Genomic DNA, 26,255 nt, shown 5'->3' on the forward strand with positions numbered 1-26,255 from the left:
AACAAGGAACTAGCCATGTCCAGCCCCGTCCACGCAGAACGGCTCGCCCGCGTCCGCGCCGAACTCGCCGCACGCGGCCTCGACGGCTTCATCGTGCCGATCAGCGACGAGCATATGAGCGAATATGTCGGGGCCTATGCGCAGCGCATGGCCTGGCTGACGGGCTTCGGCGGATCGGCCGGGACGGCCGCCGTGCTTCCCGAAAAGGCGGCGGTGTTCGTCGACGGGCGTTATACGATGCAGGTGCGCGATCAGGTCGACGGCACGCTGTTCGATTATGTCGGCGTGCCGCAGTCGAGCGTCGCCGAATGGCTCGGCGCCAACGTGAGCGCGGGGCAGAAGGTGGGTTACGATCCCTGGCTGCACAGCATCGACTGGGCACGGTCGCTAGAAAAGGGGTTCGCCGCGAAGGGCGCTAGCCTTGTCGCCGTCACGCCCAACCCGCTCGACGCCGCATGGGACGACCAGCCGGCGCCGAGCGACGCGGTGGTGACCGTTCACGATGCCGCGCTCGCGGGGCAGGGTGCGGTCGAGAAGCGCGAAATCATCGCCGACTGGCTGAAGGCGAAGGGCCTCGATACGACCGTGATGACCGCGCTCGATTCGATCGCCTGGACGTTCAATATCCGCGGCACCGACGTCAGCCACACGCCGGTCGGGCTGGCCTTCGCCTTGCTCCACGCCGATGCCACCGCCGACCTGTTCATCGCTCCTGAAAAGGTCACCGACGCCGTGCGCGCGCATCTGGGCAACAGCGTCCGGATCCATGATCGAAACGCGTTCGAGGCGGCGCTGGCGGACCTCAAGGACAAGAAGGTGGCGGTCGATCCCGACCGCGCCGTCGCCGCGATCTTCACCGCACTCGAAGCGGAGGGCGCCAGGATCGAGCGCCATCGCGATCCCGCGGTGCTGCCCAAGGCGATCAAGAACGACGCCGAACTTGATGGTACGCGCGCGGCGCATGTCCGCGACGGCGTTGCTGTCGCGCGCTTCCTCAAATGGATGGAAGCGGTCGCACCGCAGGGTGGACTAGACGAACTCGGCGCAGCGGCGAAGCTCCGCGAATTCCGCGACCAGAGCGGCGTGCTGAAGGATTTGTCGTTCGACACCATCTCGGCCGCCGGCCCCAACGGCGCACTACCGCATTACAAGGTCGATGAGACGACCAACCGGGCGGTAGAGACCGGCACGCTCTATCTCGTCGATTCGGGCGGCCAATATGCCGACGGAACGACCGACATCACGCGGACGATCGCGATCGGGGCACCCACCGCCGAGATGCGTCGCCGCTTCACACAGGTGCTCAAAGGTCATATCGCACTTGCCACCGCGCGCTTCCCCAAGGGGACGCGCGGCAGCCAGCTCGATATTCTGGCGCGCCAATATCTGTGGGCCGACGGGGTCGACTATGCGCATGGCACTGGGCACGGTGTCGGATCCTATCTTGCGGTCCACGAAGGGCCGCAACGCATCGCCAAACCCGCCGGCGGGCAGGCGGGGACCGAAGAAGCGCTGCACGCCGGCATGATCCTCTCGAACGAGCCCGGCTATTACAAGGCAGGCCATTTCGGCATCCGCATCGAAAATCTCGTCGTCGTCACGCCGCAAAGCATCGCGGGCGCCGAGGAGGACATGCTGGGGTTCGAGACGATCACCTTTGCCCCGATCGCGCAAAATCTGGTCGATGTCGCGATGCTCTCACCCGCCGAAGCCGACTGGCTCGACGCGTATCACGCCGCGGTATTGGAAAAGGTCGGCGCGGGGATGGAAGGCGAGGAGCGGGCATGGCTCGAAGCAGCTTGCGCGCCGCTCGACCGCATCAGCGCCGCGCTCGCGGCCTGAGGCCGAGCATGACCGATAGCCGCAGCGACGTGCCGCTGGCCGATTTTCGCGTACAGGAGCGCGTGCGCGTACGCTTCAACGAGATCGACGGGCAGAATATCGTCTTCAACGCCAATTATCTGGTCTACGCCGACATCGGGGTGACCGAATATTTCCGCGCGCTTGGCGAGGGACAGCCCGGACCATATTTTCACCAATATGGTACAGACATCCGCGAAACGCATTGTGAGATCGAGTATCACGCGCCTGCGCGGCTTGACGAACTAATCACGATCGCAGCCCGAATCAGCCGTTTCGGCCGTACGAACTTCACGGTTCATTGTAGCGTTTTTCGCGGAAACGAGCGGCTGACCGATATCGAAATCAGCTATGCGCATCTTGATACCGATAGCGGAAAACCGACGCCGCTGCCGGGCAGCTTTATCGCCGAAGTACGACGATTCGAAACGCGGATGCCGACGCAAGACTGAGGCGGATGTTCCGAATCGACCCTCTCAATCAAAAAGGTCGAAAAAAAAGGGCCACCCGAGGGTGGCCCGTGAAAGTTTTGGGAGAGGATGCCTAAAAGGCAAGTGTGATATTGCACTGCACAATGAATGTTGCAACTGCGAAAAGCACATCTGCTATTGCATTTTTTGCAATCGAGAACGCTCACATTCGTCATTCGGCGCAATCGCTCCCATTCGCACGCCCTCTCGCAAATCGCCGCGACATCGCCTAAATTGCGCGCATGGGAATGTTCAACAAAATGGATGTCAGCGGCGGCCTGTCCGATTTCTGGGCCTATGTTCGCGAACCCCGCCCGCATCGCTGGGCGATCTGGGGCGTCGCGCTGGCGCTGACCTGGCTGATTTTCACCGGCGTCGAGAAATATCTGATCCCTTATGAAAAGCCCAAGGAACAGATCATCTATTTCGAGAACTGGACCGCGAACCGCAGCGCGGCGGATATTCGCGCCGACTGGGTAGCGCGTGCCAAGGAAACAACGCTGCATAACGCGCAGAAGCGCGCCGAGTATCAGCGCTTCGCCGACAGCCTGGGTATCGAATATGATTCGACCGAGGCCGACAAGGTGACGCGCGAGACGCTGGGCGAAGAGGCGGCCGCGGCGGCAAAGAAGAAGCGCGAACCAGTGCAGGTCCGCTCGACGCTGGCCGAGCGCGCAGCGCGCGGGGCGCAGCCCAACCAAACCGCCGACTGAGCGCATGCAGCGGGGGCCTGCCGATGCCGACTGGATGGCCAATGCTATCGCGCTGTCGCAGCGCGGTCGGCCAGTCTCGGCACCCAATCCCAACGTCGGCTGCCTCATCGTCAAGCAGGGAAAGATCGTCGCGCGCGGCTGGACGCAGCGGGGCGGACGTCCGCATGCAGAAGCGATTGCGCTCGCGGCAGCGGGCGAAGCAGCGCGCGGGGCGACCGCCTATGTCACGCTGGAACCCTGTGCGCATGAAAGCCCGCGCGGCCCGGCGTGCAGCGATTCGCTGATTGCCGCCGGCATCGCGCGCGTCGTGATCGCGGCGCAGGACCCCGACCCACGCACCGACGGCAAAGGCATCGCGCGGCTGCAGGCGGCCGGGATCGAAGTCGTTTTCAACCTCCTTCCGGGCGCAGCGCGGAGTGCGATGGCACCCTGGTGGACGCGCCGCGCGGAAGCGCGGCCGTTCGTGACGTTGAAGCTCGCGACCTCGCTCGACGGCTGCATTGCCCGCGCCGATGGGTCGAGCCGCTGGATCACCGGCGAGCGCGCCCGCGCGCACGGGCATCTCGAACGCGCACAACATCAGGCGATCCTGGTCGGACGCGGCACGTTCGAAGCCGACGCGCCAAAGCTCGACGTGCGCCTGCCGGGGCTGGAGGATCGCAGCCCGAAGAAACTGCTGCTGACGTCGGGAGCCGCGCCCGACGGCTGGACCGCGATCGCCTCACCCGAAGCCATCGAGGGCGTCGATTCGATCCTGGTCGAGGGCGGCGCCGGAGCAGCATCCGCCTTCCTCACCGCCGACCGCGTCGACCGGCTTCTGCTCTATCGCGCGCCGATCCTGATCGGCGGCGGCAAGGCCGCGCTCGGCGACATCGGCCTCACCGATCTGGCCGATGCACATGGCCGCTGGCGCCTTTCCGACAGTCGCCTGCTTGGCAGCGACCGGCTCGACGTCTACGAGCGCGTCAGAGAAGGATAACGCACGCATGTTCACCGGCATCATCACCGACATCGGCACCATTCGCAGCCGCGAGGATCGCGGCGATACGCGGCTCGTCATCGACACCGCCTATGATGTCGGCAGCATCGACATTGGCGCTTCGATCGCCTGTTCGGGCGCGTGCCTGACCGTCGTCGAAAAGGGTGTCGATGCGGGCAGCAACGGCCCTGGCGGTTGGTTCGCGATCGACGCGAGCGGCGAAACGCTCGCGCGTACCGCTCCCGGCATGTGGGACAAGGGACGCCGCCTGAACCTCGAACGCGCGCTGAAGATCGGCGACGAGCTTGGCGGGCACATCGTCACGGGGCATGTCGACGACATCGGGCGCATCGTGTCGGTCGAACCCGTCGGCGACAGCATCACGGTCACCGTCGCCGCGCCCGCGACGCTTGCGCCACATATCGCGCCGAAGGGCTCGATCACCGTCGACGGCGTCTCGCTGACGGTCAACGAAGTGACCGACCAGCCGAATGGCGAGGCGCATTTCACGCTCAACATCATCCCGCACACGCAGGAAATGACGACGCTCGACGAGGCCGCGGCAGGCCGCCCGGTCAATCTCGAGATCGATATCCTCGCGCGCTACCTCGCGCGAATGCAGGCACGCGGCGCCTAAGCTCTAGCGCCTAAGCTCTACTGGCCTTTGATCCAGCCGGCAGCCAGTTCGGGGTCGGCCGCAATCATTGAGCGTCGCATCGCGAGCCGCCCGATCCGCAGCAACTCGGCCTTGCGCCGCGCGGGCGCGAGGTTGCAGTTCGCGGCTTCGCGCACCACCGCCGCGCCATAACGGTCGGCGACGATCAGGCCGGAGGTTTCGGGGCGATAGCCCTCGGTCTCGAGGATCGCGGGGTCGAGCCCGGAAGCGAGCGCCCAATAAAAACGGTCGCACCAGTCGCAATAGTCGGGCCATTTGCCGTCGCCGTGCAGATCGGCACGGCTGACCTTGATCTCCACGATCGTGATATTGCCCTTGGCGTCGATCGCGGTGAGGTCGGTGCGCCGCCCGTTGGGCAAGGACACCTCGGGAATCGCGACCAGTCCTTGCTGCGCGAACAGCCGGCATACCCCGCGCGCGACATCCGCGGCGGTGATCATATCCGTCATCGCCTAAAACCCGTCCTCAGAACGGAACGTCGTCGTCCAGATCGTCGTCGAACGGCGGGCGTCCGCCGCCCGAACTGCCGCCGCCGCCCTGATTCCAGCCGCCGCCCGAGCTGCCGCCCGAACCGCCACCCTGATCCCAGCCGCCCGACGCGCCGCCACCCGACGAACCGCCGCCCTGCGCCCAACTGTCACCACCGCGCGAGCCGCCACCGCCGCCGCCCGGCGCACCGTCGAGCATGGTCAGCGTGCCGCCCATGCCAGCGATCACGATCTCGGTCGTATATTTGTCGTTGCCGTCGCGGTCCTGCCATTTGCGGGTGCGCAGCGAACCTTCGATATAAACCTTCGAGCCCTTTTTCAGGAAGCGCTCGACGACGCCGATCAGCCCTTCGCCGTTGATCACGACCTGATGCCACTCGGTGCGCTCCTTGCGCTCACCGGTCATCCGGTCCTTCCACTGTTCGGACGTCGCGATGCGGAGATTCGCGACCTTGCCACCGTTCTGGAACGACTTGATTTCGGGATCGGCGCCGAGGTTGCCGATCAAAATTACCTTGTTGACGCTGCCAGCCATTGCCGCTCCGCTCCGCTATAAAATGTGGAGGATCAGCCTAGTCCAAAGGCGACGGCTGTCCAGTAAGTGATTCCGGCAGCGGCATAGGCGAGCAGGAACAAATAGCCAACCATGAACATGGGCCATTTCCATCCATTGGTCTCTCGCCGTGTGATCGCGATGGTCGAAATACACTGCGGCGCAAAGACGAACCAGGCGAGGAAAGCGAGCGCCGTCGCGAGGCTCCATTTGCCCTGCAGTCGTTCGCCGAGCGACTGTGCCATCGCATCTTCATCACCGTCGGCGTCGATCGCGTTCGCGGTCGCCATAGCCGACACCGCAACTTCGCGCGCCGCCATCGCGGGGATCAACGCGAGAGCGATGTCGTGGTTGAAACCGATCGGCGCGACGACGACCTCCAGCCCGCTCGCGATCCGGCCGGCGACGCTATATTCGACCTGGCTTTCGCCTTCGGGCGCTTGGGGGAAGGTAAGAAGCAGCCACAGGACGACCGTCGTCATCGCGATAATCGTGCCCGCACGGCGAAGAAAAATCCACGCGCGCTGCCACAGGCCAAGCGCGATGTCGCGCCACTGCGGCATCTGATATCGCGGCATTTCCATCATGAAGCCCGCGTTGGTGCCCTTTGCAACGGTACGGCGCAGCGCCCAGGCGACGACAAGTGCGCCGACGATACCCGCGAGATAGAGGCCGAAGAGCACGACCCCCTGCAGCCCGATACCGGTGCCGCCGACCCCGCGGTTGGGGATGAAGGCAGCGATGATCAGAGCATAGACTGGCAGACGCGCCGAGCAGGTCATCAGCGGCGCGATGAGGATCGTCGTCAATCGGTCCTTTTCATCGGGAATCGCGCGTGTCGCCATGATGCCGGGAACCGCGCAGGCAAAGCTTGACAGCAGCGGGATGAAACCGCGCCCCGACAAGCCGACGCGGCCCATCAGCCCGTCCATCAGAAAGGCGGCGCGCGTCATATAGCCCGATGCTTCGAGCAACAGGATGAAGAGGAAGAGAATCAGGATCTGCGGGAGGAAAACGACGACCGCACCGACACCCGCGAGCAGCCCCTCGACCACCAGATCGCGCAGGAAGTTCTGCGGTATATTGTCGACCACCCAACCCTGCAGCACGCCGACCAGCCCTTCGAGCGCATCGGCAGGCGGGCCGGCCCAGGCATAGACCGCCTGGAACATGACGAACATCAGCGCGAGCAGGATGATCATGCCCGCGACGGGGTGCAGTACGACATTGTCGACACGCTGCGTCCAGCGGCGCACAGGCGTTTCGGTGAGGATCGCGGCGCGCGCGATCGTCCGCGCGCGCTGGTGCAGCGATGCATCATTCGCTTGGGCGGGCGCGGCGGCGGCATGCGGTTGATGCGACTGGAGCGCGCCGTCGACCGCCGCGAGAAGATCGGTCAAACCGCGCTTGCGCACCGCAACCGTCGGCACGACAGGCACGCCCAATTCTTTCGACAGCCGCTGGGCATCGAGCGTCAGCCCGTCACGCTCGGCAAGGTCGAGCATGTTGAGCGCAACGACGGTCGGCAGGCCAAGTTCGAGCAGTTCGAGCGCGAAGCAAAGATGATTGTCGAGGTTTGCGGCGTCGAGCACGACGATCAGCGCGTCGGGGCGCTTTTCGCCATCCTGTTTACCGAGCACGACGTCGCGCGTCACCGCCTCGTCGAGGCTCGCAGGCGTCAGGCTGTAGGTGCCGGGCAGGTCGATGAGCGATATCGGGCGGCCGTCGGCAAAGCTTGCATGCCCCGCCTTTCGCTCGACGGTGACGCCGGGGTAATTGGCGATCTTTTGCCGCGCGCCGGTCAGCGCGTTGAACAGGCTCGATTTGCCGGCATTGGGATTGCCGACTAGGGCGATCGAAGGGATTGCGCCGGTCACGCCGCAGGCTCCACCATGATCGCGGCAGCCTGCTTGCCGCGGATGATCACTTTCATGCGACCGACGGTGAGCGCCAGCGGATCGCGCGAAAAGATGCTGCCGCGGTGAAGCGGAGTGACTTCGCACCCCTCCATCAAACCGAATTCGCGCAGGCGCCGTCCTTCATCCTCCGACATTGCAGTCCAGTCGATACGGGCAATCCGGACCGCGACGCCCAGCGGCGCACGATCGAGCATATTTTCGAAAGCAGTCATTTGCGAGCGATTATCAATATCGCTCGTACGACGCCAGTCCTTTATCGAAACCGGTCAGCGCCCCGGATAGCGCAGCCGCCCGACGAAGCGTGCGAAGCTTGGCCGTTCGATGCTGCGCGATGCGCGGCGATGCTTCCAGCTTTCGAAACGCATCACCTGGTCGATGCGGCGGGCGAGGAAGGCGCGCGTGTCGGCAAAGTCGTCGCTCTCGTCGTTCAGGAACACCGCCATCGTCGAGCCATAGACGGTGCCAAGGATCGCGCGCTTGCTGTAGTGATTATAGTCGGTCGCGGTGTCGCCCGCGAGCCGCCACATATGGTCGGCGGCGCGCCAGCCGAGCTTTGCGGCGTGCGGCGCGTTGGTGGGCAAAGCAAGCAAAGATAGTGCACGGCGCAGCGATTCGCGATTCGGCGCGAGCAGCCCGATGCGCGTTTCGACCAACGTCGTGATACGATCGCGGATCTTCAGCGTCGCGAGTTTCTCGGCGGGCCAGCGGGCCTCCATTGCCGCGTCGATATCGGCGAACCACGCGTCGACCATGTCGCGCCCGCCGCCCGGAAAGGCGAGGCGTGCGACGTCGGCGTCGATACCCACCCGCGCCGCCGCGTCGACGAGGACGGCGTCGCCGAAGCCGTCGAACGCCGCCGACGCCGCGATCAGCGGCGCGAGCGCAGCGCGAATCTCGTCGAGGGTCGGGTCGGCGGGAAGGATCGAAGCCATGACCGTCAGATAGGCGCCGCGCGGCGGCTCGGCAACCGTATCAAGACAAGCGCAGCGCCGACGAGCATGCCGCCGAAAATATCGACCGGCCCCAGCAGTTCGTCGAACATCAGCCAGCCGGCGAGCGCGGCGATCGCGGGCTGGATCAGCAGGGTCAGCCCCAGCACCAGGGGAGAGAAGCGGGGCAACGACCAGATCATCAGCCCCTGACCGACAACCTGGCTGGTGAGCGCAAGCAGGATCAGCGGGGTCCAGTCGCGCGGCACGATCGTCTCACCCAGCGCGAGGGCGGTGCCGAGCAGCACGGGAACGCAGACGATCGAGGCGATACAAAGCGCCGTCCATGGCGCGAGCGTGTCGCGCACGCGCTGCATCAGGATCACGTAGCAGGTATAAAGTATGCCCGCGAGCAGGCTCAACAGGTCGCCGAGCAGATAATTGGACGACATTTCATAGCTTTGGCCCATGAGCAGCGCCGACCCCGCGAAGGCGAGGAGCACGGCGAGCGCCTGCCAGCCGTGCGGCAGCGTGCGCGTCAGAAACACGCCCCACAGGACGAGCAGCAGGCTGGCGCAATTGCCGAACAAGGTCGCGTTGGCGATCTTGGTATGGAGGATGCCGATGTGCCAGGTCCCAAGATCGAGCGCGAAGAAGATTCCGGCGATCGCGGCAATCCACATCGCCCGGCGCGGGGGCGCCCGCCCGCCGCTTTCGCGCCATGCGAAGAGCAGGATCAGCGGGAGCGCGATTGTCATGCGCCAGAAAGCCGACGCGGTGGGGCCGGTGTCGGCAAGGCGAACGAGCATCGCGCCGAGCGACAACGCGACATTGCCGCCGATCAGCGCCGCGAACGCCCAGCGGTTCGCCCCCGTCTCGCCCGCCGGCGCCGCACCGATACTGTCCATCTTCGCTGTCATTTAGATTTTCTTTTGCTACGTACCATTGTGCCGGCACCGCTGCGTCCATAGCTTCGCGGGCCATAGCGGCGGCCGAAGGGGTCGTCGCGAAGAAAGTGCGACGTGGAGGAAACATGGCCGTATCACTATTCGATCCGATTAAACTGGGGGCGATCGACGCCCCGAACCGCATCATCATGGCGCCGCTGACGCGCGGTCGTGCCGGACCTGGCTTCGTACCGAACGAGCTGGCGCTCGAATATTATCGCCAGCGCGCATCGGCCGGGCTGATCATTTCCGAAGCCACCGGCATCTCGCAGGAAGGCCTTGGCTGGCCGAGCGCGCCGGGGTTGTGGACCGACGCGCAGGTCGAAGGCTGGAAGCCGGTGACCGATGCCGTGCATGAAGCCGGCGGGCGCATCGTTGCGCAGCTCTGGCACATGGGCCGCCTGGTCCATTCGGTATTCAACGATGGCAAGCAGCCGGTTTCGGCGTCGGCGACCACCGGCACCGGCCGCGCGCATACGCCGGTCGGCCGCAAGGACCTGGAGGAAGCGCGCCCGCTGCGCCTCGACGAAATCCCGCGCGTCATCGCCGATTATGTGAAGGCGGCGGAAAATGCCAAGAAGGCCGGGTTCGACGGCGTGCAGTTGCACGGCGCGAACGGCTATCTGATCGACCAGTTCCTGCGCGACGGGTCGAACCTGCGCGACGATGATTATGGCGGTTCGGTCGAGAACCGCATCCGCCTGCTGCGCGAAGTCACCGAGGCGCTGATCGGCGTCTGGGGCAAGGAGCGCGTCGCGGTACGCCTTTCGCCCAATGGCGAGACGCAGGGCGTCGACGACAGCGCGCCGGAGAAACTGTTCCCGGCCGCGGCCGCGGCGCTCGACGCGCTCGGCATCGCTTTCCTGGAGCTGCGCGAACCGGGGCCCGAGGGCACCTTCGGCCGCACCGACGTGCCCAAACAGTCGCCCGCGATCCGCGCCGCCTTCAAAGGTCCGCTGATCCTGAACAGCGACTATGATGTCGCGCTGGCCGAGGAGGCGCTTGCGAACGGCAGCGCCGACGCGATCGCATTCGGACGCCCGTTCATCGGCAACCCCGACCTGGTCGAACGGATCCAGACCGGCGCCGAATGGACGGCCGACAATCCGCAGACCTGGTACTCGCCGGGGCCGGTTGGTTACACCGACTATCCGGCGCTGCAAACGGCGTAAGATGTCCCATGATCCGGGCGGCTTGGTGCTGTCCGGATCATCCCTTTTCGGCGAGCGCCTTGTCGACGATGCCGGCCCCGATCGGCCCCAGGATATTGCTGCCGAAACGGAACAGCGCAAAGGCGCCGACGAAGAGGATCAGCGGCTCGACGAAGGCCGCGACGATCGCCGCGATCACCAGGCCGAAGAACAGCATCATGAAGCCGCCGGTAAGCTCGGCCTGACCCTTGGGGCCGAGATCGATCGTGCGCGGTCCCTTTGAATCCCACCATCTGGCGGTGACGATCGTCTTGCGGCCGCCGACCTGCGGCGCGGCGCGGCCCTCGATCCGCGCGGGAGCAGGGCTCGCGGCCGGTGCAGGCCGATCGTTCGGCTGCGAAGCAGTCCAAGGCCGCTTGTTACGCTCCACGACAGCGGCGGCAATACGTTCCCTGCCGCTGTTCGCAGGGGCGGCCGATACCGCCTGTTGCCGCGCGGGCGCAGGACGCGCGCTCAGTCCCGATTCGGCGCGCGCCGCGGCGGACAGATCGGGCGCTGCGCTTGGCTTGGCAGGCCGAATGGGCTCGACCCCCATCTTGCGGTCGTGAAGGTCCATCCGTTCGGCCGCGGTCGGCGGGGTCTGGCCGGTTTCCCTGTCGATCACCACCAGCCGGCCGCCGCGCTCGACGACGGAAAAACGGCTGGGAGGCGGGCGATCAACCAATGCCGAATTGCTCCTTCAGCGCGAGCATGGCGAGCGCGGCCTTTGCCGCTTCGCCGCCCTTATCCTTGCGCGTCTTGTCGGCGCGCGCAAGCGCCTGTTCCTCGTTTTCGACGGTCAGGATGCCGTTGCCGATCGCAAGGCCGTCGAGCGTCAGCGCCATGATGCCGCGCGCGCTTTCGTTCGACACGACCTCGAAATGATAGGTCTCGCCGCGGATCACGACGCCGAGCGCGACATAGGCGTCAAAACGCCCGGTGTCGGCGGCGAGCGAAATCGCCGCAGGCACCTCGAGCGCACCAGGCACGGTCACCGTTTCGTGGCTATGGCCATCGGCCTCGAGCGCGCTGCGCACGCCGTCGAGCAGCATGTCGTTGAGGTGGCTGTAGAAACGGGCTTCGACGATCAGGACATGCGCCATCAGGCTTCTCCGGGAATGGGGCGTTCGCCGACGACCGACAGGCCATAGCCTTCGAGGCCGACGATATTGCTGTGGGTGGGGGTGAGCAGTTCCATCGCATGGACGCCGAGGTCGGCGAGAATCTGCGCGCCGATGCCATAAGTGCGAAGGTCCATGCCGCCGCTCGGCGCGGGGGTCGCGTCGGCGTCGGCCGATCCGGGGAGCGGACGCATCAGCATCACGATCACGCCCGCGCCAGCTTCGCCGATCGCGTCCATCGAGCGCTGCAGGCGGCGCTTCTTCGGCCCCGGGCGACCCATGATGTCGTCAAAGATCGACACCGGATGCATGCGGACGAGCGTCACGCCCTCCGGGTCGACCGGGCCCTTTTGCAGCACCAGATTGACGGTGCCGTCGATCTTGTTGCGATAGGATTTGAGGCGCCAGTCGCCGCCATAATCCGATTCGAACGGGTCGTCGGACACGCATTCGACCAACCGGTCGCTGCGGTTGCGATAAGCGATCAGGTCGGCGATCGTGCCGATCTTGAGCCCGTGGCGCCGCGCAAAGGGAACGAGGTCGTCGAGGCGCGCCATCGTGCCGTCATCGTTCATGATCTCGCAGATCACCCCCGACGGATTGAGTCCGGCGAGCCGCGCGATGTCCACCGACGCCTCAGTATGGCCGGCGCGGACGAGCACGCCGCCGTCGCGGGCGATCAGCGGGAAGATGTGGCCGGGGGTGACGATATCGTCGCGGGTCTTGCCCGCGTCGATCGCCACGGCCACGGTACGCGCGCGGTCGCCCGCCGAAATACCCGTGGTGACGCCTTCGCGCGCCTCGATCGACGTGGTGAAGGCGGTTTCGTGCCGCGTGCCGTTCTGGCGGCTCATCAGTTCGAGGCCGAGCGTGTCGACGCGCGATTTGGTGAGCGTCAGGCAGATGAGGCCGCGGCCATGCGTCGCCATGAAATTGATCGCGTCGGGGGTCGCCATCTGCGCAGGGATGACAAGGTCGCCCTCATTCTCGCGGTCTTCGTCGTCGACGAGGATGAACATGCGCCCGTTGCGCGCCTCGGCAATGATTTCCTCCGGCGTCGCCATCGGCGACAGGTCGCTGCCGTTCGCGAGCCAATTCTCCAGCTTGCGCAGCGTCTCCGCCGTCGGGTTCCAGCCGGGCGAATCGAGATCGCGAAGGCTGTTGGCGTGGAGGCCCGCGGCGCGGGCGAGACCCGAGCGGGACATCGCCCCGTCGTCGACGATGGCGCGAATGCGATCGATGAGCTGTGTAGACATGAAGATTGTTTCTCACACTGAAATGTGATTGTCAATCTTCATATCACATTGCGTTGGTCAGTTCGGGCCGATCTTGGGCCCGAAATCGCGCACTGGGCCGTCGGGCTTGGCATCGAGGAGCGCCGTGATCTGCCCCGTACGGTCGTCGCGCTTCGCATACTCGCGCGCCGACATGCCGGCAACATGGTCAGCCTTGTCAGGATTTGCGCCGTTCCGGACCAGCAGACGTACCATAGCGACATTCTTGCTCTGAACCGCGAGGATCAGCGCGGTTTCGCCGCGCCGGTTGGCCTGGTCGACGGGCGCCTTGTCCTTGATCAGTTCCTCGGCGCCGTCGGTGAAGTTGATCAGCGCGGCGTGCATCAGCGGCGTCACGCCCTGGCGGTCGCTGACCGACGGATCGGCATCCTTGGCGAGCAACCAGCGCAGCCAGTTGGTGTCGCGCCGCTTGGCAACGATGATCAGCGCGGTTTCGCCGGTGTCGGGGTTGCGCGTGTTGATGAACGAGGGATCGTCCTTCAGCGCATCGGTCGCTTTCGTCCCGTCGCGGCTTTCGACCGCTTGCAGAAAGGCGTAGCCGCCGCGGTACTGCGCCTGCGCGGGGTTGAGCAACAGAGCCGTCGCGGCGACCAGCACAGCGACGAAAGCGGCGAAGCGGAATTCCGCGCGGCGAAACATGATCGGCGACCCCTGGGGCAATTTGTCCGCCGCTCGCGCGACGACAAAGGTTGATTTTCCGCGGCTAGCCGACCAAGGCTGGCTGCATGATGAATATCGCAAATATGGGACAAAGGCTGGTCCGTGCAAGCCTGATGATCGCTTTTGGCGCAGCGCTTGCCGGGTGCAGCGGCGGCGGCGACGCACCAGCGGCGAAGCCCCCGCTGGAAGGAGCGCGCATCGGCGGCGCCTTCACGCTCACCGACCAGAACGGCAAGACGGTTCGCGACAGTGATTTCGCGGGCAAATATCGCCTCGTCTATTTCGGCTACAGCTTCTGTCCCGACATCTGCCCGGTCGACCTGCAAAAACTGATGCGCGGCCTGTCGCAGTTCGAAAAGACCGACGCCGCGCGCGGCGCCAAGGTCGTCCCGCTATTCATTACCGTCGATCCGGCCCGCGACACGCCCGAAGCCCTGAAGCCTTTCGTCGCGCGTTATCATCCGCGCCTGCTAGGCCTTACCGGCACGCCCGAACAGATTGCGGCGGTCGCGAAAGCCTATGTCGTGACGTACAACAAGGTCGAGGGTTCGGCGCCCGACCGCTATCTGATGGCGCACAGCCAGCTTGCCTTTCTGATGGACCCCGACGGCAAGCCGCTCGCGCTGCTGCCGCTCGACGATCCGTCGTCCGATATCGACGAGGGTGCGCCCGACAAGGTCGCGGCCGAGTTGGCGAAGTGGGTGAAATGATGGCAGCGGGGGCGACATCGAACCGCCCCTTCTGGGAAGCGCCGCTCGCCACGCTTGACGCCGGGCAATGGGAGGCGCTGTGCGACGGCTGCGGCAAATGCTGCCTGCACAAGCTTGAGGACGAGGACACGGGCCGCATCTATCCGACCAATGTCGCGTGCCGCCTGATCGACCTCAAGACCGCGCGCTGCAGCGATTACAAGCATCGCCGCCGCCACGTTCCCGATTGCCTGACGCTGACCAAAGCGAAGGTCGACGACCTCGAATGGCTGCCGCAGACCTGCGCCTATCGCCTGCGCGCCGAGGGCGAGCCACTGCCCGACTGGCATTATCTCGTCTGCGGCGACCGCGATGCGGTGCACCGCGCGGGCGAATCGATCGTCGGCTGGACGGTCGGCGAAGACGTCGCCGGGCCGCTCGAGAATCATCTTGTCGAACGCATCGTCTGACTTCGCCCCCGAAGGGCCGCATATCTGGGTCGGCGATGAAGCTTGGCCCGTGCGCGTCGTGCGCCATGCACAGTCGCGCCGCTATCGGCTTGTGTTCGACGGCGCGCGCGGTGAATTGCGCCTGACGGTTCCACGACGGACGAACGAGCGCGCAGCATTGAAATGGGCCGGCGAGCAGCAGGCGTGGCTGATCGAGCAGGTCGGCAAGGCGGCGCTTCCCGTCATCGTCGGCCCCGGCAGCGCGGTGCCCTTTCTTGGCGTCGAACGGCATATCGATTGGGATGCCGCCGCGCCGCGCGCGATCCGTCTGGACGGCGAAAATTTACGCGTCGGCGGCCCGCGCGAGACCGTCGGCCGCCGCATCGAGCGTTGGTTGAAGACGCAGGCACTCGACCTGATGGAGCGCGAAAGCCGCGAGATCGCGGGCGCGGCGGGCCTTTCAGTGGGCCGCATTGGCGTCGGCGATCCGCGCAGCCGTTGGGGCAGTTGCACGCATGATGGCGATCTGCGCTATAGCTGGCGGCTTGTGATGGCACCCGATCATGTCCGCCGCGCGACCGTCGCGCACGAGGTCGCGCACCTTCGCCACATGGACCATAGCGCGGCGTTTCACGCGCTGGTCGACGAATTGCACGACGGCGATGTCGGAGCGGCGCGCGGCTGGCTGCGGCGCGAAGGGCGCTCGCTGCACCGCTATCGCTTTACGGCCTGATCCTAGGGCCGGGATCTAGTTGGACGGGTCGGCGGGTGGCCGCTGTTGCGCGCCCTTGGCCGGCGGCGGCGGTGTCACCTTTGGCACGGTGACGATCTTGGGCTGGCCGCCGTTTTTGGGTGCCGCGCCATTGTCGCCGGGGTTCCGCCGTCCGGTCTGCTCCTCGATCCACTGCTGGTCGAGTACCGGACCGTCTTCGGGCGGCGGCGGCGGCGCAGCGCCTTCGGGCGGGCGGCTGTCATAGGGCAGCTCGATCGGCATGCCATTCTCGTCGACAAATCCTTCTTCGCCGGGTTCGCCCATATAGGCCTCGCCCTCATCCTCGAGCTGCCATTCGGGCAACACGACCTCGGTGTCGAACTGCTCCACCGGCCGCCGCGCGACCGCGACGCGCATATAATCGGCAAAGGCCTTGGCCGGCGCGCGGCCACCCTGCAACCCGCCGACGGGCTTCGCATCGTCGCGGCCCATCCATACGCCGGTCGTGATCCCGCTCGAAAAACCGAGGAACCAGCCGTCCTTGTTGCTCGACGTCGTGCCGGTCTTGCCCGCGACGGGGCGGCCGATCTGCGCCGCCTTGCCGGTCCCGGTGTTGACCGCGGTCTGGAGCAGGTCGGTGATGCCCGCGGCGACCCAATGATCGACCAGCGTGTTCCCGCGCTCGGCCGGGCGCTGATAGAGCAGCTCGCCGCTCGCGGTCGTCACTTTGGTGATACCATAGGGCTGCACCGACACGCCGCCGCGCGACACCGCGGCAAAGGCGGCGGTCATGTCGATCACCCGCACCTCGGCGCTGCCGAGCACCATCGACGGGTGCGTGTTGACCGGCGTCGTGATGCCGAAGCGGCGCGCCATGTTGGCGACCGCCGAGAAACCGACCTCGTCGCCGAGCTTTGCCGCGACGGTGTTCACCGAATAGGCAAAGGCGCTGCGCAGATCCATCGTGCCCGAGAAGCGGCCCGACGAGTTGCGCGGGCTCCAGCCGTTGATCGTCACCGGCTCGTCGACGACCTTGTCATTGACCTTATAGCCCGCTTCGAGCGCGGCCATATAGACGAACAATTTCCACGCCGACCCCGGTTGGCGGAGCGCCTGCGTCGCGCGGTTATAGTTCGATGCGACATAGTCGCGGCCGCCGACCATCGCGCGCACCGCGCCGTCGCGGTCGAGCGAAACCAGCGCGCCCTGCACGCCCTTTGGCGTATCGGCCTGGATCGCCGCGGTCGCCGCGCGCTGCATGCCAAGGTCGATCGTCGTATAGACGTCGAGCGCCTCGCTGCCCTCGTCGATCAGCATGTCGAGCTGTGGCAGGGCCCAGTCGCTGAAATAGCGCGCGCTATTCTGCCCGGTTTCCTTGGCGAGCTGGACATTCGCGGGTTCGGCGCTGTCCGCCTGCGCGCGCGTGATGACGCCCGCATCGACCATCACGTCCAGCACGACCCCGGCGCGGCCCAGCGCGGCCTGCGCGTCGGCGGTCGGCGAATAACGCGACGGTGCCTTGACGAGACCGGCGACGACCGCGGCCTCCGACAGCGACATTTCGGTCGCGCTATGACCGAAGAAACTGTTCGACGCCGCGTCGATGCCATAACTGCCGCCGCCGAAATACACCTTGTTCAGGTAAAGCTCGAGAATCTGGTCCTTCGAGAATTTCCATTCGAGCGCGAGCGCGAGGATCATCTCGCGCGCCTTGCGCTTGAAATCATAGCTGTTCGACAGGAAGATATTGCGCGCGAGCTGCTGTGTGATCGTCGATGCGCCCTGCAGGCGCCGGCCGCTGCCGCGGTTCTGCAGCGCAACCGCCGCCGCGCGCGCCATGCCGACGGGGTCGAGCCCCGGATGGTAGCGAAAGCGTCGATCCTCGACCGCGACCATCGCGTCCTGCATCACCTGCGGCGTTTCGCGCAGGGTCAGCCAGCGACCGTAATTGGGCCCGAGCGAAAGGAAGACGGTGCCGTCGGCGGCGCGGACGCGGATCGTCTGCCCCGCCGGCGATTTCTTGAGCTCCTCAAAGCTCGGCATGCGTTGCACCGCGATGCCGACCGCAACCGCCAGCGCGACAAGCCCGACGACGGCAAGGCCAAGGCCCCAGCGAAAGGCGCGGCGCAGCCACACGCGCCAACGCGGCGGCTCGCCGCCGGGCGTGCCGCTACGCTTGCTGGACGATGACGATTTATTCGACGAAGCCTGCTGTCTTTCGCGGCGCAAAGCCGGTGTTCCTTCCCTCACTGCGCCCCTGATGCGTCAGTCCGGGAAGGAGGTTCAATCCTTGCCGGTTGACGCCTCATCCTGCCCGCGGTCCGCGAAGTCAAGCGCCGCGCTGTTGATGCAATAACGCAGGCCGGTCGGTCCAGGGCCGTCGGGGAAGACATGGCCGAGATGGCCTTCGCATTTGGCGCAGCGCACTTCGGTACGGACCATGCCGTGGCTGGTGTCGGTCAGCTCCTTGACTGCGCTGCCTGCGGCGGGCGCGGTATAGCTCGGCCAGCCCGAGCCGCTGTCGAACTTGGTCCGGCTGTCGAACAAGGGCTCGCCGCAATCGGCGCAGCGATAGACGCCATCACCCTTGTGGTCGGTATATTTGCCGGTGAAGGCGCGTTCAGTGCCGCCCTCGCGCAGCACATAATGCGCCATCGGGTCGAGCGTCTTGTCGGTTTTCGGATCGGTCATGGAGAATCTCCTTCAGACGGGCCGATTCTGGGCCCGTCGCTGTTGGTCATAATATCGGCGCGGCGGCGCCCCACCGCAAGGGGGCGGAAGGGGGGCAGTCAACGCGGGTCGATGCGCGTCGCCTGCGATATCATTCGCACCAACGACGGAAAAAGTGACGCCGCGCCGGTCATATATCCGGCGCTGCGCGGATTTTCGCCCATTCGCCAGACGAGGTTGGCGAGCGCGAACGGACGCGTCATCCGCATTGCCAGACGTTTCTGAAAGGCGGGCGCGGCGGCGGCACCGCCGTGACGCCACGCCGCCACCGCGGCATCGGCGCTGGCAAGCGCGAGGCCCATGCCCTCGCCCGCAAGGCTGGGGATCACCCCGGCCTGATCGCCGAGCCGAAACAACCCCGGTGCGGTATCATGCGCACGCCATCCGTATGGGACATGCCCGATCGCATCGACGCTGTACGACCAGTCGGCATGCGCCAGCCGTTCGCCGAGGTGCGGCATCCTATGGCCAAGCGTGTGCAGCAGCGCCGAAGGATCGCCCCCCGCCTCGTCGAGCCGCGATTTATGGACCGCGAGGCAAAGATTGCCGGTCCCTCCCTCTTGCCGCACCAGCCCCGCATAACCGCGATCGAAGAGGTGGAGTTCGACGGCATCGCCGACCAGCCGGTCGAGCGTCGGATGCGCGGGCAAGCGCAGGCGAAGCCCCATTACCGGATCGCCGCGCTGCCAGTCGGCGGGATCGCGCGCGAAACCCCGAAACCCGTGCTTGCCCGCAGCGAGGAAGATCGCGGGCGCCGTCAGCGCCCCGCCATCGCGCGTCAGCACCGCGCCGTGCTCAAGTCCACTTGCGCGAACGCCGCGTTCGAGCCCGGCCCCCGCCGTCAGCGCGGCTGCCTGCAAGGCCATGTCGAGCGTGCGGCGCGATATGCCCATCGCCTCGCCGGGCAACAGGGCCTCGCTCTGTCGTCGGCCCGCGAACTGGCGCACGCGCCGGACCGCTTGCCCGCCGAGCATCGCGCGGTCGATCCCGAGCGCTTCGAGCCGCATCAGCGTTTGCCAGCTCAGAAAGCCGCCGCACAGCGCGTCGCCCGTTTCGCGTGCGCGCTCGATCAGCAACGTCCTTGCGCCCGCGTGCGCCAGCCCGATCGCCGCGGCCGACCCGGCAGGTCCGGCGCCGACGACGATCGCGTCGCTCACCGGATATGCTCGACACAGAGCCGATACGGAAAGCTGCGAAAGATGCGGCATTCGTTCGCCATATCGGGCAGCGCCTCGGCCAGCATCGCCCGCCATTCGGCGCGGCGAAAGCTGCGCCCGACCGAAAGCTGCCCGTCGCGGCGGACGATCGGGTCGACAAAGGCCAGCGTCGCGAGCAGGGGGTAGCCGGCGAACGGCAGGCGCTGGCGGTGGAGGTCGTTGACCAGCCAGCCGCGCGCCGCCTCGGCCTCCATGAAGCGGATAAATTCGGTGCGCTGCACGGGCGTCATATGATGGGTGACAAGGCTGGAAAGGATGATGTCCCATCCCTGTCCCGAAAGCGCCCGGTAATCGCCGGTGATCAACCGCGCGCGCGCGCCGAGCCGCATCGCCGCCACGGCTTCGCTCTTGCGGTTGAGGTCGACGCCGACCAGATCGAGCGCAACCCCGCGCCTGTCGCCCCAGCGCGCGATCCGGGCGAGCATGTCGCCCGCGCCGAACCCGACGTCGAGGATGCGCCAAGGCCGGTCGCCAAGGCCGCGCGCGCGGACCCGTTCTAGAAAGCCCAGCGTCGGGCGCGGCGCCATCGTCAGGCCGTTGATCCGCGACAGGTCGGCCAGCACCTTGGCATAGCGTTCGGGCGCCAACTCTGCGGCGTCCATTTCCTCGTCGCGCTCGATTGGGACACGCAGACTGGCAAAGGGGTTCATGCGCTGAACCGGATCGCTTCGGCCGCCAGCCCAGGCCCGAATGCGATCGCAACCCCCTCACCCACCGCGCCGCGCGCCATCATGTCGGCCAGTACGAACAATATCGTCGCCGACGACATATTACCGAAACGCGCGAGTACCGCGCGGCTGTCGGCGAGCGCCTCGGGCGCGACCGCCAGCGCATGCTCGACCGCATCGAGCACCGACCGGCCACCGGCGTGGACAGCGAGCAACGGCGGCGGACCATTATCGCCAAACAACTCGCGTTGGACGCCCGGGTTGGCAAGCGTTTCGCGCAGCCGTCCCGGCACCTCGCCCGACAAGGTCATCTCGAAACCCCTGTCGCCGATATCCCAACGGATCAGATCCTCGCTGTCGTCCAGCGCCAGGCTGCGGCCTTCGCCGAGTTCGAGCCCTTGCGGCGCTGTCGACACGATCCCTGCCGCAGCGCCGTCGCTGAACTGCAGCATCGCAAGCAGAGGTTCGGGCTCGTCGGCAAGGCTGAGGTGGAGCGTCGACAATTCGACGCTGACCACCAGCACCACCGCATCGGGCTCCGAGCGCACGATATGGCGCGCGGTACGCAGCGCGGTGACCCCGGCGTAACAGCCCATGAACCCGATCAGCACGCGTTCGACGGTCGGCGCAAGGCCGAGCCGCTTTGCGAGAATCTGATCGATCCCGGGCGCGACGAATCCCGTGCAGCTTGCGACGACAATATGCGTGATGCGCGCCGGATCGAGCGCATCGCCCAGCCCGCCGATCGCCTGCATCGCGAGCTCTGGAGCGTGCTGCGCATAAGCCGCCATCCGCAACGACGTCGGCGGCAGGCCCGGAACATCGTAGAAGCCGCCCGGTTCAACCGGCGATCCGCCAGTTTTCGTCGGTGGCAGCACCGACCAGCGATGGTCGATCCCCGACCGCGCGGTCATCCGCGTAAAGATCGCACGCACACGCTCGTCGGTCAGCCGCGGCGTCGCCCAGTCGATGAAGGATCGATGGATATCATGCCCCGGCACCGCGGTGGCGAGGGCGTTTAGCCGGGGAGACGGCGGAGGCATGGTCATCGCGCACATGTGGCCGAAAAGCGGGAAACAGACCAGCGATTAGCGCCTCCGCGGCTTTACGGCAGCTTAACCATGAATGCGCTAGATAGGCGGGCGTGAAATGGCGTCTTTTCCTTGGGCTTATGCTGGCTTTCGGCGCCGCACCTTCGGTGGGCGCGCAATGCATGCTCTGCGCGCAGGACAAGGGGGCGGGCATCACCGCGCGAAAGGCCGAGATACCGCTGCGCGTCGATGTCGAAACCCGGCTCGACATGGGCCGCGTCGCAGTGGGGGCGATGGGCGGTGAGGTCGAACTCGATCCCGCCTCGGGCGCCCGCCGCGTGCGCGGCGATGTCGTCGACCTCGGCGGCTTTGCGTTGACCGGCACCGTAACCGTGCGCGGCGAACCCGGCGCCGAGGTTCGCGTCATCCTTCCCGCCAGCGTCGATCTTGAAAGCGGCCACGGCCGCACCGCGCGCGTGACCGGCCTGGTCACCGACCTGTCGGCCGCACCGCGCCTCGGCGCCGACGGCCGGCTGATATTCCGCTTCGGCGGCCGGCTTCAGGTCGCCGGCCTCGACGACGGCGACTATCGCGGGCGCATTCCGGTGACGGTAGAGTATCAGTAAGGCGAGTCGGGGGTTTGGAGTGGGGAGCGACGTTGCGTCACCCACTTCCGTCATCCCGGGCTTGACCCGGGATCCTGCTTTTTTGACGCGCTCACTGACTTCGACTTCAAGCGGGATCAAGTCCGGGGTGACGATGATGGGGAGGTCCGCTCCCGCCCAAACTGGCGACGCTACCGCGCCCGCGCGGCCTGGTGTGCGATGTCGGTCATCAGCTTGCGGAACAGCACGGCGCCCGCCGTACCCGACGCCTTCAGCGCGCGTTCGCAATCGAGCAAGCGGCTCATCAGCCGCGCGATGCGGACCGAATCCCAGATGTGGAGCTGCGCGGTCACGGCATCGCGCTCTTTCCAGAAAATCCCGCTGGTCCTGGCCGAGACGACGGTCGCGGGATGCGCGCCGCCGTCGACCTCGGCGCGCAGACGGGCGAGCGCCATGGCGCGGATCGCGAGCGCGCGGATGATCCGGATCTCGGCAACGCCGACCGCTGCCGCCGTTGCCAGCATCTCTGGAAGCTCGCGCACCTTGCCGCCGAGCGCGACATTGATGCACTCGCTGACATCCTCCTCGTGCGTCGCGGCACCGAGCGCGGCTATGTCGGCGGCGGTGACCTGCCGCTGTCGGTCGGGACCCGCGTCGAGATAAAGCGCGATCTTCTCGATCTCGCGCCGCATCAGCGCCTGATCGCCCGAGACGAGGTCGACGAGCAATTGCGCGTCGGCGTTGGCCACCCTCAATCCCTGTTCCTGCGCCGCCGCCATCGCGATGCCGACGAGTTGGCGTCGATCGGGCTGATAACAGATCGCGGCGACCGCATGGTCCGATCCTTCGACCAGCTTGACGAGTTTCGATTTGGCGGTGACCGACGCGCCGGTCGCGATCACCGGGTTGATCGCGGTTTCGGCCGCCAGCAGCGCCTCAACCGCGGCGAGGGCGTCGTCGCCGCTGCCGCTAAGGTCGACTTTGATCACGCGCGCCGACGAAAAGAGCGACATCGAAGCGGCTTCGGCGGCGAGCAGCGACGGGTCCTGCGAGAGCTGCGATCCAGTCAGGTCGAGCCGTTCGGCATCCTTGCCCGCGAGCCCGAGCAAATGACTCGCGACGGCTTCCATCGTCGCTTCGTCGGGACCGGTGAGGAGAGTGAAGCGAACCGCGGGGTCGAGGCGCGACAGGCGTTCGAGTTCGTTCGGTTTGACCGTCTTCATTGCCCGGTGGGCACGGCAGCCGGTTGTCCGCCGCCGCGGTTCGCAAAGACGGCGAGGCGCGCGACGATCTGGTCGGCGACCGCCGAGGACAGGCGCTCGAGCGCCGAAGATTCGGCGGCTATCGTCGCATATTCGCTGCCGACGACGTCGATCCCGGCGTCGGAGAAAGCTGTTGCGTCGAGCAGCACTTCGCCCGTCGCGGCGTCGACGAGTTGATAGCGCGCGCGCAAGGTGCGGCGTTCGCGCGTCACCGCATCGTCGGCGCGGACGCCGAAGCCGGTGATCGAATCTTCCAGCCGGACGTCGAGCCGCAGGCGCTTGCCCGCGCCTTCGCCGCCCTGCGTCGCCTGCAACCGATCACGGAGCGCATTGCGCACGAGCCAGCCGCTATGCCCCTCGATCGCCGCGACATCGACGCCGGCGAGCACTTGCGCCACCGCCCCCTTGCTGCCGTTCGCGTATAACGGGCGCAGACCGCAACCGCCGATGGTCAGCGAAGCGGCCGCGAGGCAGGAGACGAGAAGCAAGCGCATCAGGGAACGATATTCACCAAACGGTCGGGCACCACAATCACCTTCTTCGGCGCAGCGCCGGCGAGCAGCTCGACGATGCGCGGTCGGGCGAGCGCCGCAGCCTCCACGGCATCCTTGTCGAGGCCTTTGGCGATCGTCATCGTATCGCGCAGCTTACCCGCCATCTGGATCGCGATTGTCACCTCGTCATCGACGAGCAGTGCCGGATCGGCGGCCGGCCACGCCGCATCGGCGATCATCGCCGTGGCGCGCTGGCTGTCCGGCAGCGCGGCCCATGCCTCTTCGGCGAGGTGGGGCATCATCGGTGCGACGAGCAGGATCAGCGTGCGGCACGCTTCGGCGCGCGTCGCCGACGGCTTGGCCTTTTCGATTTCGTTCGCCAGCGCGTGGATCTTGGCCACCGCCTTGTTGAAGCCAAGTGCTTCGATATCGGCGGCGACGCCTGCGATCGCCTGATGCAGCTTGCGTGCGAGTGCCTTGTCTTCGCTGCCGTCGCCGGCATTTTCGGTGTCGCCGAACAGGCGCCACAGGCGCTGGACGAAACGCCAGGCGCCCTCGATGCCCGCCTCGCTCCACGGCAGGTCACGCTCGGGCGGGCTGTCGGAGAGCATGAACCAGCGTGCAGCGTCCGCGCCGTACTGGTCGAGGATGGCGTCGGGGTCGACGACATTCTTCTTCGACTTCGACATCTTGGTCACGCGGCCGATCTCGACCGGCGCGCCGTCGTTGGTCAGCGTCGCGCTGTCCGCGCCGCGCTCGATCTCGTCGGGCGTGAAGAAGAGCGGCGGCAGGCCTTCACCCTGCGCACGGCTGTAGGTTTCGTGTGTCACCATGCCTTGCGTGAACAGGCTGGCGAACGGCTCCTTGATGTCGATCATGCCAAGCTTGTTCAGCGCGCGCGTCCAGAAGCGGGCGTAGAGCAGGTGGAGAATCGCATGCTCGATGCCGCCGATATATTGGTCGACCGGCAACCAGCGGCGGATGACTTCGGGGTCGAACGGCTTGTCCGACGGCGCCGACGCGAAGCGCAGGAAATACCAGGACGAATCGACGAAGGTGTCGAGCGTGTCCGTCTCGCGCACCGCTTCGCCGCCGCAGGACGGGCACGCGACATGCTTCCAGGTCGGGTGGCGGTCGAGAGGATTGCCGGGGACCGAGAAATCGGCGTCCTCGGGCAGCACGACGGGAAGCTGGGCCTTCGGGACCGGAACCATGCCGCATGCCGAACAATGGATGAAGGGGATCGGCGTGCCCCAATAGCGCTGGCGCGAGACGCCCCAGTCGCGCAGGCGCCAAACGGTGGTGCCCTTGCCCCAGCCTTCATGCTCGGCGCGCGCGATCACGGCCGCTTTGGCTTCGTCGATCGTCATGCCGTCGAGGAAGTGGCTGTTCACCAGCTTGCCCGGACCCGTGTAAGCCTCGGCTCCGGTGAAATGCTGTGCCGTTTCGTCGCCGTCGGCGATCACGCGATACACGGGCAATTCGTACTTATGTGCGAAATCGAGGTCGCGCTGGTCGTGCGCCGGGCAACCGAAGATCGCACCGGTGCCATAATCCATCAGCACATAATTCACGACCCACACGGGAAGATGCCAGTTCGGATCGAGCGGATGCTCGACTGAAATCCCGGTGTCGAAGCCCATTTTTTCGGCGGTGTCGATCTGCTCGGCGGCGGTGCCCTGACGGCGACATTCCTCGATGAACGCTGCGAGTTCGGGCGAATCCTTCGCGAGTTTTTCAGCCAGCGGATGATCGGGCGAGATCGCCGCAAAACTCGCGCCATAAAGCGTGTCGGGGCGCGTCGTGAAGACATCGAAGCCGACTGCGCCGCCCGCCAGTTTGAAGCTGAACTCAAGCCCCTGCGACTTGCCGATCCAGTTTTCCTGCATCAGCCGCACCTTGTCGGGCCAGCTATCGAGGGCCCCCAGCCCTTCCAGCAGTTCCTCGGCGAAGTCGGTGATCTTCAGGAACCATTGCGACAGCTTCTTCTTCTCGACCAGCGCGCCCGAACGCCAGCCGCGGCCGTCGATCACCTGCTCGTTCGCGAGCACGGTCATGTCGACGGGGTCCCAGTTGACGTAGCTATGCTTGCGCGTGACGAGCCCCGCGGCGAACAGGTCGAGGAACAGCGCCTGTTCCTGCCCGTAATAATCGGGCTCGCACGTCGCAAGCTCGCGGCTCCAATCGATGGCAAGGCCAAGCCGTTTCAGCTGCGCGCGCATCGCCGCAATATTGTCGCGTGTCCAGCCTCCGGGGTGGACGCCCTTTTCCATCGCGGCATTTTCCGCCGGCATGCCGAACGCGTCCCAGCCCATCGGGTGGAGGACGTCGTGGCCGGTCATCTTCTTGAAGCGCGCGAGCACGTCGCCCATCGCGTAATTGCGGACGTGGCCCATATGGATGCGCCCCGACGGATAGGGGAACATCTCGAGGATATAGGCCTTCGGCTTGTCGCTGCTGTCGGTCGTGGCAAAGCTGTTCGCCGCCTCCCACGCCTTTTGCCAGCGGGCGTCGGCGGCGAGGGCGCCAAAGCGCGGTTCGCGGGTCATTCGTCGGTTACCCCGTTAGTCTGTCTGGGCGGGCGCGAGAGGCGCGCCG

Annotated in this window: 28 protein-coding genes; 10 read left to right on the top strand and 18 right to left on the bottom strand. The window is 66.3% G+C overall.

Annotation, left to right across the window (positions count from 1 at the left end; translation table 11 throughout):
• The first annotated feature begins 15 nt into the window (after positions 1-15).
• The 5 genes from KEC45_RS18735 (at position 16) to KEC45_RS18755 (ending at position 4,659) form a co-directional block, all read left to right on the top strand.
• Complete coding sequence (locus tag KEC45_RS18735) at positions 16-1,842, top strand: aminopeptidase P family protein (RefSeq protein ID WP_252171241.1); 1,827 nt, start codon at positions 16-18, stop codon at positions 1,840-1,842.
• Between the two features lie 8 nt (positions 1,843-1,850).
• Positions 1,851-2,312 (top strand): thioesterase family protein, encoded by a 462-nt coding sequence (locus KEC45_RS18740; protein WP_062186372.1) that lies wholly within the window; start codon positions 1,851-1,853, stop codon positions 2,310-2,312.
• A gap of 266 nt (positions 2,313-2,578) precedes the next feature.
• Positions 2,579-3,043 (top strand): hypothetical protein, encoded by a 465-nt coding sequence (locus KEC45_RS18745; protein WP_252171242.1) that lies wholly within the window; start codon positions 2,579-2,581, stop codon positions 3,041-3,043.
• Positions 3,044-3,077: 34 nt separating this feature from the next.
• Entirely contained in the window at positions 3,078-4,022 is a 945-nt protein-coding gene (ribD, locus tag KEC45_RS18750; RefSeq protein WP_062187068.1) for a bifunctional diaminohydroxyphosphoribosylaminopyrimidine deaminase/5-amino-6-(5-phosphoribosylamino)uracil reductase RibD, read from the top strand.
• A gap of 7 nt (positions 4,023-4,029) precedes the next feature.
• Positions 4,030-4,659, top strand: a complete 630-nt coding sequence (locus tag KEC45_RS18755; RefSeq protein WP_062186369.1) for a riboflavin synthase — start codon at positions 4,030-4,032, stop codon at positions 4,657-4,659.
• Positions 4,660-4,676: 17 nt separating this feature from the next.
• Here the strand turns inward: KEC45_RS18755 and KEC45_RS18760 are convergent, their stop codons facing one another.
• The 6 genes from KEC45_RS18760 to KEC45_RS18785 are packed head-to-tail and all read right to left on the bottom strand — an operon-like array spanning position 4,677 to position 9,507.
• Positions 4,677-5,138: an MmcB family DNA repair protein gene (locus KEC45_RS18760; protein ID WP_252171243.1), complete on the bottom strand. Its 462-nt coding sequence runs from the start codon at positions 5,136-5,138 to the stop codon at positions 4,677-4,679.
• Between the two features lie 25 nt (positions 5,139-5,163).
• Positions 5,164-5,721: a single-stranded DNA-binding protein gene (gene ssb / locus KEC45_RS18765; RefSeq protein WP_062186365.1), complete on the bottom strand. Its 558-nt coding sequence runs from the start codon at positions 5,719-5,721 to the stop codon at positions 5,164-5,166.
• Positions 5,722-5,753: 32 nt separating this feature from the next.
• Entirely contained in the window at positions 5,754-7,616 is a 1,863-nt protein-coding gene (locus tag KEC45_RS18770) for a ferrous iron transporter B (protein WP_062186363.1), read from the bottom strand.
• Entirely contained in the window at positions 7,613-7,870 is a 258-nt protein-coding gene (locus tag KEC45_RS18775; protein ID WP_238586794.1) for a FeoA family protein, read from the bottom strand. Before KEC45_RS18775 ends, KEC45_RS18770 begins: the two co-directional genes overlap by 4 nt.
• A 54-nt stretch (positions 7,871-7,924) precedes the next feature.
• On the bottom strand, positions 7,925-8,590 hold the full coding sequence (locus tag KEC45_RS18780; RefSeq protein ID WP_062186361.1) for a COQ9 family protein: 666 nt from the start codon (positions 8,588-8,590) through the stop codon (positions 7,925-7,927).
• A 5-nt stretch (positions 8,591-8,595) separates the two neighbouring features.
• On the bottom strand, positions 8,596-9,507 hold the full coding sequence (locus KEC45_RS18785; protein ID WP_238586793.1) for a DMT family transporter: 912 nt from the start codon (positions 9,505-9,507) through the stop codon (positions 8,596-8,598).
• 113 nt (positions 9,508-9,620) lie between these two features.
• Between KEC45_RS18785 and KEC45_RS18790 the strand changes: the two genes are divergently transcribed.
• Positions 9,621-10,706, top strand: coding sequence for an alkene reductase (locus KEC45_RS18790; RefSeq protein ID WP_062186359.1), 1,086 nt, complete (start codon positions 9,621-9,623; stop codon positions 10,704-10,706).
• Positions 10,707-10,743: 37 nt separating this feature from the next.
• Here KEC45_RS18790 and KEC45_RS18795 read toward each other — a convergent pair whose 3' ends face one another.
• From KEC45_RS18795 to KEC45_RS18810, 4 genes are read right to left on the bottom strand one after another with little or no spacing between them, the layout of a single operon-like run.
• Complete coding sequence (locus tag KEC45_RS18795; RefSeq protein ID WP_252171244.1) at positions 10,744-11,409, bottom strand: hypothetical protein; 666 nt, start codon at positions 11,407-11,409, stop codon at positions 10,744-10,746.
• Entirely contained in the window at positions 11,402-11,827 is a 426-nt protein-coding gene (ribH, locus tag KEC45_RS18800) for a 6,7-dimethyl-8-ribityllumazine synthase (protein WP_062186355.1), read from the bottom strand. The genes KEC45_RS18795 and ribH overlap by 8 nt, the downstream gene beginning before the upstream one ends.
• The gene (ribB, locus tag KEC45_RS18805) at positions 11,827-13,101 is read right to left on the bottom strand and encodes a 3,4-dihydroxy-2-butanone-4-phosphate synthase (protein ID WP_062186354.1); all 1,275 of its coding nucleotides are present in this window, start codon (positions 13,099-13,101) and stop codon (positions 11,827-11,829) included. Before ribB ends, ribH begins: the two co-directional genes overlap by 1 nt.
• 57 nt (positions 13,102-13,158) lie before the next feature.
• Positions 13,159-13,779: an ankyrin repeat domain-containing protein gene (locus KEC45_RS18810; protein ID WP_062187063.1), complete on the bottom strand. Its 621-nt coding sequence runs from the start codon at positions 13,777-13,779 to the stop codon at positions 13,159-13,161.
• Positions 13,780-13,865: 86 nt separating this feature from the next.
• Here KEC45_RS18810 and KEC45_RS18815 point away from each other — a divergent pair, with 86 nt between their 5' ends.
• The 3 genes from KEC45_RS18815 to KEC45_RS18825 are packed head-to-tail and all read left to right on the top strand — an operon-like array spanning position 13,866 to position 15,671.
• A complete protein-coding gene (locus tag KEC45_RS18815) occupies positions 13,866-14,510 on the top strand; it encodes an SCO family protein (RefSeq protein WP_152682498.1) in 645 nt (214 codons plus the stop codon).
• Complete coding sequence (locus KEC45_RS18820; protein ID WP_062186352.1) at positions 14,507-14,959, top strand: YcgN family cysteine cluster protein; 453 nt, start codon at positions 14,507-14,509, stop codon at positions 14,957-14,959. The genes KEC45_RS18815 and KEC45_RS18820 overlap by 4 nt, the downstream gene beginning before the upstream one ends.
• Positions 14,940-15,671, top strand: coding sequence for a M48 family metallopeptidase (locus tag KEC45_RS18825; RefSeq protein WP_238586792.1), 732 nt, complete (start codon positions 14,940-14,942; stop codon positions 15,669-15,671). Before KEC45_RS18820 ends, KEC45_RS18825 begins: the two co-directional genes overlap by 20 nt.
• Before the next feature lie 15 nt (positions 15,672-15,686).
• Here KEC45_RS18825 and KEC45_RS18830 read toward each other — a convergent pair whose 3' ends face one another.
• The 5 genes from KEC45_RS18830 to KEC45_RS18850 form a co-directional block, all read right to left on the bottom strand.
• Positions 15,687-17,693, bottom strand: coding sequence for a transglycosylase domain-containing protein (locus KEC45_RS18830; protein WP_238586813.1), 2,007 nt, complete (start codon positions 17,691-17,693; stop codon positions 15,687-15,689).
• A 240-nt stretch (positions 17,694-17,933) separates the two neighbouring features.
• A complete protein-coding gene (gene msrB, locus KEC45_RS18835) occupies positions 17,934-18,341 on the bottom strand; it encodes a peptide-methionine (R)-S-oxide reductase MsrB (RefSeq protein ID WP_062186348.1) in 408 nt (135 codons plus the stop codon).
• 98 nt (positions 18,342-18,439) lie between these two features.
• Positions 18,440-19,537 carry an NAD(P)/FAD-dependent oxidoreductase gene (locus KEC45_RS18840; RefSeq protein ID WP_252171245.1) on the bottom strand — a complete coding sequence of 366 codons (1,098 nt, stop codon included), beginning with the start codon at positions 19,535-19,537 and terminating at the stop codon, positions 18,440-18,442.
• On the bottom strand, positions 19,534-20,247 hold the full coding sequence (locus tag KEC45_RS18845; RefSeq protein ID WP_062186343.1) for a methyltransferase domain-containing protein: 714 nt from the start codon (positions 20,245-20,247) through the stop codon (positions 19,534-19,536). The genes KEC45_RS18840 and KEC45_RS18845 overlap by 4 nt, the downstream gene beginning before the upstream one ends.
• A complete protein-coding gene (locus KEC45_RS18850) occupies positions 20,244-21,308 on the bottom strand; it encodes a type III polyketide synthase (protein ID WP_062187057.1) in 1,065 nt (354 codons plus the stop codon). Before KEC45_RS18850 ends, KEC45_RS18845 begins: the two co-directional genes overlap by 4 nt.
• 101 nt (positions 21,309-21,409) lie before the next feature.
• On the opposite strand from KEC45_RS18850, the gene KEC45_RS18855 reads away from it, so the two are divergent.
• Entirely contained in the window at positions 21,410-21,922 is a 513-nt protein-coding gene (locus KEC45_RS18855; RefSeq protein WP_062186341.1) for a DUF4402 domain-containing protein, read from the top strand.
• A 170-nt stretch (positions 21,923-22,092) separates the two neighbouring features.
• Here KEC45_RS18855 and holA read toward each other — a convergent pair whose 3' ends face one another.
• Genes holA through leuS form a run of 3 tightly spaced genes read right to left on the bottom strand, consistent with a single transcriptional unit; the run spans position 22,093 to position 26,206 of the window.
• A complete protein-coding gene (holA, locus tag KEC45_RS18860) occupies positions 22,093-23,124 on the bottom strand; it encodes a DNA polymerase III subunit delta (protein WP_252171246.1) in 1,032 nt (343 codons plus the stop codon).
• On the bottom strand, positions 23,121-23,657 hold the full coding sequence (lptE, locus tag KEC45_RS18865; protein ID WP_062186337.1) for an LPS assembly lipoprotein LptE: 537 nt from the start codon (positions 23,655-23,657) through the stop codon (positions 23,121-23,123). The genes holA and lptE overlap by 4 nt, the downstream gene beginning before the upstream one ends.
• Positions 23,657-26,206 (bottom strand): leucine--tRNA ligase, encoded by a 2,550-nt coding sequence (gene leuS / locus KEC45_RS18870; protein WP_252171247.1) that lies wholly within the window; start codon positions 26,204-26,206, stop codon positions 23,657-23,659. Before leuS ends, lptE begins: the two co-directional genes overlap by 1 nt.
• Positions 26,207-26,255 lie beyond the last annotated feature (49 nt).

Origin of the sequence: Sphingopyxis sp. USTB-05 (assembly GCF_023822045.1) — a bacterium.
Lineage (GTDB): Bacteria > Pseudomonadota > Alphaproteobacteria > Sphingomonadales > Sphingomonadaceae > Sphingopyxis.

Bases quoted from the DNA above. Each gene is read 5' to 3' on its own strand.
- ribB (WP_062186354.1), bottom strand. From the start codon at position 13,101: ATGTCTACACAGCTCATCGATCGCATTCGCGCCATCGTCGACGACGGG.
- KEC45_RS18735 (WP_252171241.1), top strand. From the start codon at position 16: ATGTCCAGCCCCGTCCACGCAGAACGGCTCGCCCGCGTCCGCGCCGAA.
- KEC45_RS18790 (WP_062186359.1), top strand. From the start codon at position 9,621: ATGGCCGTATCACTATTCGATCCGATTAAACTGGGGGCGATCGACGCC.
- KEC45_RS18745 (WP_252171242.1), top strand. From the start codon at position 2,579: ATGTTCAACAAAATGGATGTCAGCGGCGGCCTGTCCGATTTCTGGGCC.
- KEC45_RS18760 (WP_252171243.1), bottom strand. From the start codon at position 5,138: ATGATCACCGCCGCGGATGTCGCGCGCGGGGTATGCCGGCTGTTCGCG.
- KEC45_RS18850 (WP_062187057.1), bottom strand. From the start codon at position 21,308: ATGCCTCCGCCGTCTCCCCGGCTAAACGCCCTCGCCACCGCGGTGCCG.
- KEC45_RS18740 (WP_062186372.1), top strand. From the start codon at position 1,851: ATGACCGATAGCCGCAGCGACGTGCCGCTGGCCGATTTTCGCGTACAG.
- ssb (WP_062186365.1), bottom strand. From the start codon at position 5,721: ATGGCTGGCAGCGTCAACAAGGTAATTTTGATCGGCAACCTCGGCGCC.
- KEC45_RS18785 (WP_238586793.1), bottom strand. From the start codon at position 9,507: ATGACAGCGAAGATGGACAGTATCGGTGCGGCGCCGGCGGGCGAGACG.
- lptE (WP_062186337.1), bottom strand. From the start codon at position 23,657: ATGCGCTTGCTTCTCGTCTCCTGCCTCGCGGCCGCTTCGCTGACCATC.
- KEC45_RS18755 (WP_062186369.1), top strand. From the start codon at position 4,030: ATGTTCACCGGCATCATCACCGACATCGGCACCATTCGCAGCCGCGAG.
- leuS (WP_252171247.1), bottom strand. From the start codon at position 26,206: ATGACCCGCGAACCGCGCTTTGGCGCCCTCGCCGCCGACGCCCGCTGG.
- ribD (WP_062187068.1), top strand. From the start codon at position 3,078: ATGGCCAATGCTATCGCGCTGTCGCAGCGCGGTCGGCCAGTCTCGGCA.
- KEC45_RS18830 (WP_238586813.1), bottom strand. From the start codon at position 17,693: ATGCCGAGCTTTGAGGAGCTCAAGAAATCGCCGGCGGGGCAGACGATC.
- msrB (WP_062186348.1), bottom strand. From the start codon at position 18,341: ATGACCGATCCGAAAACCGACAAGACGCTCGACCCGATGGCGCATTAT.
- KEC45_RS18845 (WP_062186343.1), bottom strand. From the start codon at position 20,247: ATGAACCCCTTTGCCAGTCTGCGTGTCCCAATCGAGCGCGACGAGGAA.
- KEC45_RS18815 (WP_152682498.1), top strand. From the start codon at position 13,866: ATGATGAATATCGCAAATATGGGACAAAGGCTGGTCCGTGCAAGCCTG.
- KEC45_RS18780 (WP_062186361.1), bottom strand. From the start codon at position 8,590: ATGGCTTCGATCCTTCCCGCCGACCCGACCCTCGACGAGATTCGCGCT.
- KEC45_RS18820 (WP_062186352.1), top strand. From the start codon at position 14,507: ATGATGGCAGCGGGGGCGACATCGAACCGCCCCTTCTGGGAAGCGCCG.
- ribH (WP_062186355.1), bottom strand. From the start codon at position 11,827: ATGGCGCATGTCCTGATCGTCGAAGCCCGTTTCTACAGCCACCTCAAC.
- KEC45_RS18810 (WP_062187063.1), bottom strand. From the start codon at position 13,779: ATGTTTCGCCGCGCGGAATTCCGCTTCGCCGCTTTCGTCGCTGTGCTG.
- KEC45_RS18775 (WP_238586794.1), bottom strand. From the start codon at position 7,870: ATGACTGCTTTCGAAAATATGCTCGATCGTGCGCCGCTGGGCGTCGCG.
- holA (WP_252171246.1), bottom strand. From the start codon at position 23,124: ATGAAGACGGTCAAACCGAACGAACTCGAACGCCTGTCGCGCCTCGAC.